Source organism: Mesorhizobium sp. M7A.F.Ca.CA.003.01.2.1 (assembly GCF_003998945.1).
GTDB lineage: Bacteria > Pseudomonadota > Alphaproteobacteria > Rhizobiales > Rhizobiaceae > Mesorhizobium > Mesorhizobium ciceri.
This window is the reverse complement of sequence record NZ_RZRA01001510.1, coordinates 1-723: the sequence shown is the minus strand read 5'-3', so window position 1 is coordinate 723 and position 723 is coordinate 1. Positions and strand designations below refer to the sequence as shown.

Below are 723 nucleotides of genomic sequence, written 5' to 3'. Positions count from 1 at the left end.
TGGCGATCAGCAATGCCACCGCCCGCGCCTTCGGCGACGGCAAGGCACCGATCATCGACATCGGCGCCTCCTTCGTCTCCATCGTCGCCGGCGGCACGCGGCTGGATGATCTGGCGGCGCAGATCCATTCCGACGGCTTTGACATCCAGAACCGCGCCGGGCCGGTCACCGTCAAGCTGCAGGCAGGTGGCCTCAACACCGACGTGGCGACGCTGGCGCCGCTGATCACCGGCAAGATCGATGTCGATCTGGCCGGGTCGGTCAGCAAGGATGCCATTGCCATCGACCAGGGCACGCTGCGCTCCGACGCGCTCAACGCCTCTCTGACGGCGACGGTGGCGCTTGCCGACCTGTCGATGCAGCTGAAGATGAACGCGGATGCCGTGGCGACGGCCTTTCCGCCGCAGATCGCCTCGGTGCTTGGCGCTCGGGTGAAATTCTCGGCCACCGCGGCCCGCGATCCGCAGGGATCCTTCGCCGCCAACTCGATCGAATTCACGTCCGGCACGCTCAGCGCCGCCGGCACGGCCAGCATGCAGGGCACCGACATCCGGGCCGACATCAAGGGCAAATTGGGCGACGTTTCCGTGCTGTCGCCGACAGTCGGCGTGCCGGTTGCCGGTGGCGTCGATTTCGCGCTGTCGGCAAGCGGCGCGATGACGGCGCCGGATTTCACCGTTACCGCCGATAGCGACAGCCTGACGGCATCGGGCCGCACGGTGA

The 723-nt window shown here is 67.6% G+C and carries 1 pseudogene; it reads left to right on the top strand.

From position 1 onward, the window contains the following. Positions 1–723, top strand: a pseudogene (locus tag EN969_RS33845) (translocation/assembly module TamB); the annotation flags it as partial.